This window comes from Klebsiella sp. HMSC25G12 (genome assembly GCF_001807705.1).
Taxonomy (GTDB): Bacteria; Pseudomonadota; Gammaproteobacteria; order Enterobacterales; family Enterobacteriaceae; genus Klebsiella; species Klebsiella variicola.
Genome location: NZ_KV789820.1, coordinates 1 through 4,468 on the forward strand (window position 1 = coordinate 1; position 4,468 = coordinate 4,468).

General features: G+C 51.1%; 4 protein-coding genes. All 4 read left to right on the forward strand.

All coding sequences use genetic code 11. The features are described 5' to 3' along the window. Positions 1-437 precede the first annotated feature (437 nt). The 4 genes from HMPREF3096_RS04695 to HMPREF3096_RS04715 all read left to right on the forward strand — a co-directional run bounded on the left by HMPREF3096_RS04695 (position 438) and on the right by HMPREF3096_RS04715 (position 4,045). Entirely contained in the window at positions 438-761 is a 324-nt protein-coding gene (locus HMPREF3096_RS04695; RefSeq protein WP_007772081.1) for a MobC family plasmid mobilization relaxosome protein, read from the forward strand. Positions 762-1,438: 677 nt separating this feature from the next. Then, the gene (locus HMPREF3096_RS30325) at positions 1,439-1,924 is read left to right on the forward strand and encodes an MbeB family mobilization protein (RefSeq protein WP_045326458.1); all 486 of its coding nucleotides are present in this window, start codon (positions 1,439-1,441) and stop codon (positions 1,922-1,924) included. Between the two features lie 3 nt (positions 1,925-1,927). Then, positions 1,928-2,143, forward strand: a complete 216-nt coding sequence (locus HMPREF3096_RS30330; protein ID WP_015589619.1) for an MbeD family mobilization/exclusion protein — start codon at positions 1,928-1,930, stop codon at positions 2,141-2,143. Positions 2,144-2,488: 345 nt separating this feature from the next. Then, the gene (locus HMPREF3096_RS04715; RefSeq protein WP_045326453.1) at positions 2,489-4,045 is read left to right on the forward strand and encodes a sensor domain-containing diguanylate cyclase; all 1,557 of its coding nucleotides are present in this window, start codon (positions 2,489-2,491) and stop codon (positions 4,043-4,045) included. Positions 4,046-4,468 lie beyond the last annotated feature (423 nt).

Sequence of the window (4,468 nt, forward strand, 5' to 3'; positions counted from 1 at the left end):
TGTCAGGGGGGCGGAGCCTATGGAAAAACGGCTTCGCCGTGGCCTTATCGCTTCCCTGTTAAGCTTCTTCCTGGCATCTCCCAGGAAATTTCCGCCCCGCCTGTAAGCCGGTACCGCTCGCCGCAGCCGAACGACCGAGCGCAGCGAGTCAGTGAGCGAGGAAGCGGAATATATCTTGTATCACATATTCTGCTGACGCTCCGCTGCTGCATTTTTCTCCTGCCACATGAAGCATTTCACTGACACTCGCATCCGTGCCAACATAGTAAGCCAGTATACACTCCGCTAGCGCTACGTGACTGGTTCAGGGCTGCGCCCCGAAACCCGCCAAAAGCCTGACGCGCCTGCGGCTTGTCCAACCCCGCGCCGACCGGGAAAGGCTTTCCCGCCCGTCCCGGCGTTATCAGGAGGCCGGTTTGTCAGAGAAACGGAACAAGATGCTCACCATGTGGGTGACGGAGGACGAGCACCGGCGGCTGCTTGAGCGCTGCGACGGCAGGCAGCTGGCAGCGTGGATGCGGCAGACCTGCCTGGACGAAAAGCCGGCACGTTCCGGAAAGCTTCCCTCAATCTCGCCGGCGCTGCTGCGCCAGCTTGCCGGCATGGGCAATAACCTGAACCAGATAGCCCGCCGTGTTAACGCCGGCGGCGGTACCGGCCATGACAGGGTGCAGATTGTTGCGGCGCTGATGGCCATCGATGCCGGACTTGAGCGGCTGCGGCACGCCGTTCTTGAGAAAGGAACGGACGATGATCGTTAAATTTCATCCACGCGGTCGCGGCGGTGGCGCCGGGCCGGTGGACTATCTGCTGGGTAAAGACCGGCAGCGTGAAGGCGCCACCGTCCTGCAGGGGAAGCCGGAAGAAGTCCGGGAGCTGATTGACGCGTCGCCTTACGTTAAGAAATACACCTCCGGGGTACTGTCGTTTGCGGAAGCGGATTTACCCTCCGGCCAGCGGGAAAAGCTGATGGCAAGCTTTGAGCGGGTTCTGATGCCCGGACTTGATAAAGACCAGTACAGCATCCTGTGGGTGGAGCATCGTGACAAGGGGCGGCTTGAGCTGAATTTTCTGATCCCGAACACGGAGCTGCTGACCGGCAGACGGCTCCAGCCGTATTACGATCGCGCCGACCGTCCACGCATCGATGCCTGGCAGACCATCGTGAACGGCAGACTGGGGCTGCACGACCCGAACGCACCGGAGAACCGGCGGGCACTGGTCACACCGTCTGCACTGCCTAAAGCGAAGCAGGAGGCTGCAGAAGCGATTACACGCGGTCTGCTTGCTCTTGCCTCATCCGGGGAGCTGAAAACCCGTCAGGATGTCACTGAGGCGCTGGAAAGCGCAGGTTTTGAGGTGGTCCGCACCACAAAAAGCAGTATCAGCATTGCCGACCCGGACGGGGGGCGAAACATCCGACTGAAGGGAGCCATTTATGAACAGTCTTTTAACGCTGGCGAAGGACTTAGAGCAGAAATCGAAAGCGCAGCAGCAGAGTACCGGCGAGATGCTGAAAGCCGCATTCAGCGAGCACGAGAAATCTGTAAAAGCGGAACTGAACGAAAGCGCGAAGAGAATCAGCGCCGCCATCCTCGACCACGACCGGAAACTGTCCTCAGCCATGAGCCAGCGCACGAAAGGCATGGTGCGCATGGTCAGCCAGACGTGGCTGACCATCGTCCTGGTCTCCGCGCTGCTGATCGCCTCGAGCGCGGGCATTCTGTGGTGGCAGGGGCAGCAGATACTCGACAACTACACGACCATCCGGGAGCAGAAGAGCACGCAGGCCATGCTGTCAGAGAGGAACAGCGGCGTGCAGCTCTCGACCTGCGGCGAGCAGAGACGCCGCTGCGTGAAGGTGAACCCGGAAGCGGGACGGTTCGGAGAGGATTCGAGCTGGATGATACTGGCGGGGAAATAGCACATGACGGAGCTGGAAAAACAGTTGCTGAGCGCATTAGAGCAGCTACAGCAGGACTACTCGAAAAGGCTGGACGAGTGGGAGAGCGCCTTCGCGGAATGGCGGACGATGTCTGGTCTTATGCAACGGGAGAACGCAGCGCTGAGCGAGCGCGTCACGGGCTTGAGCAGGCAGGTGCAGAGTTTGAGCGAGCAGCTGCGCCGGTTGTCGAGCGACTGAATGCCGTCGAGCTGCACCGGGAGCAGGAGCGCGTGGTGCAGCATCAGAAAGCGCTGGAGCTGGAGCGATCTCAGCGACAGCGGACGTATAACAGCCCTTCACTGTGATAACCTGATAAAACGGGGCTTTCGGTGGACATCTGCGCTGAAAGCCGGAGCCATTCACCCGACTGCATAGCCATGCAGCCGGGTGAAATTTATCTGGCGCAGAATGCGCGGTTTAGCGGAGAGTTTGCTGCCGGTTTTACCGGGCTGACGCCGCATTTGTTCCGAACCCGTCCGGGGCGGTGCTGATAAGGGATGTTATGGTAAATGCGGCATTTTTTATTATATGGAGTGTATTTTTATGAGAATTAAAAAGCCTCACCTTCGTCCGATAGTCATAACCTTGTCCGTTGGTGGGATTTTGTTAACTTCTATTTTTCTGATTGCCGTTATTATGGTTTTTCAGCGCGAAAATATAGAAAAAGATTTGCTTGATGCTAATTCATCGTACGCTATGAAAATGTCAGATGTAATGAGTGGTTATATTGAAATGGCTCAAGGTGAATTAGCATATGGAGCAAAAAAAATAAAATCAACTAATGATATTGACTCACTTAAAGATGAGGCGGATAGGTTAAGATTGCAGTCTGGTATGTTTAATTCAGTTTTTGTTGTTAGTAATGATGCTGTTGTTCTGGCGACTTCGCCAGAATCTCTTGATTTAGTTGGTACCCGCTTGAATTCAAGTGCCAGCAAATTGGCGATTGAGGAAAAGAAACCATTCATATCTTCACCGTTCAAATCAGTTACTGGGAATTTGATTATTTTGTTGTCACATCCTATTTATGATAAGAATGGCAATTACATAGGGCATGTCGGTGGGTCTATATATCTAAAAAAACATAGTTTATTTAGCGATGTTTTGAGCAGGCATTTTTTCAAGAGCGACACTGAAATTAGCATTGTTAGTGATGATGGAACTGTGATCTTTAATAACGATAACAGTGCTGTTGGTCGGCCCATGGTTATGTCTGATGATTTGAAATCAAAGTTAACGGAGTCTGATAGAGGTGAGGGGGAATTTTTTTTTTCGGGGAATAGATATCTTCTGGGTTATGCTCATATGAAAAATACTGCTTGGAATGTGTTGGTTTATAGCCATGCTGACAGCGCGACTACTATTCTTATTACTTATGCTAAAAGTGTACTTGTTCTGCTAATTGTAATAATTATTACATTTTCACTTCTTTCATATTTCATTGCCTCCCGTATTTCACTTCCTTTAGAAAAGCTTGCTATATCTACCAATGCTAAAGATATAGGGGCTTCGTTAGTTTATATTAAAGCTATCAATGCTTGGTATGCCGAAGCTGATCGACTTAAAAAGGCACTTTTTACGCATGTTAAGGTAATGATGGAAAGGGTTGATTCTTTAAATGAGGTGGCGCTTAAAGATCCCCTTACCGGCGTGAACAATAGATTGGGGTTTTCAACTAAAATACAGAATAACAAGTATGGGGCAGGAGCTTCAGTTATTGCTATTGATGTTGATTTTTTTAAAAAAATAAATGATAGTTTCGGGCATGGGGTCGGAGATGAGGTGCTTGTTTCTTTGGCTCAGATTATTAAGTCTTGTTGCCGTAGTGAAGATATTATTTGTCGGTTTGGTGGAGAAGAGTTTGTTGTTTTTCTGCCGAATACATCTGTGGTAACAGCGGAGTGTGTTGCGGAGCGTATTAGGAGTGTTATTGAACGTACTGTTTTCCCTAATAACTTGCGTGTCACCGTATCTGCTGGTGTGGCAACACAAGATGATCCTCTTGGTGGGATCGATTTTTTGCTGAAAAATGCTGACGATGCTCTTTATCAAGCTAAGAGAGAGGGGCGTAATAAAGTGATTGTATATAGCGCTATTTGAGTTTTTTTGATGACGCTTTACGCGCTAGTGTGCCGTTTTTTTTTGTGGGGAGGGGGGTTCAAGAAGCGGATCCTCTTGTTATCCCTTCGATGTCGTCGTAATCTCATGCCCTGCAAACAAAAAAACCACCGCTACCAACGGTGGTTCGTTTGCCGGAATCAAGAGCTACCAACTCTTTCTTCCGAAGGTAACTGGCTTTCACGGAGCGCAGGTACCAAAACTGTCCTTCCAGTGTAGCCGCAGTCAGGCCACCACTTCAAGAACTCTGTAGAACACTCTACTACTCCGCTCCGTGAATCCTCTTACTAATGGCTACCGCCACTGGCGATTTTTCGTGTCTGTTCCGGGTTGGACTCAAGATGATAGTTACCGGGACAACGTGGTAGTCGGGCTGAACGGGGGGTTCGTGCATACAGTCCAGCT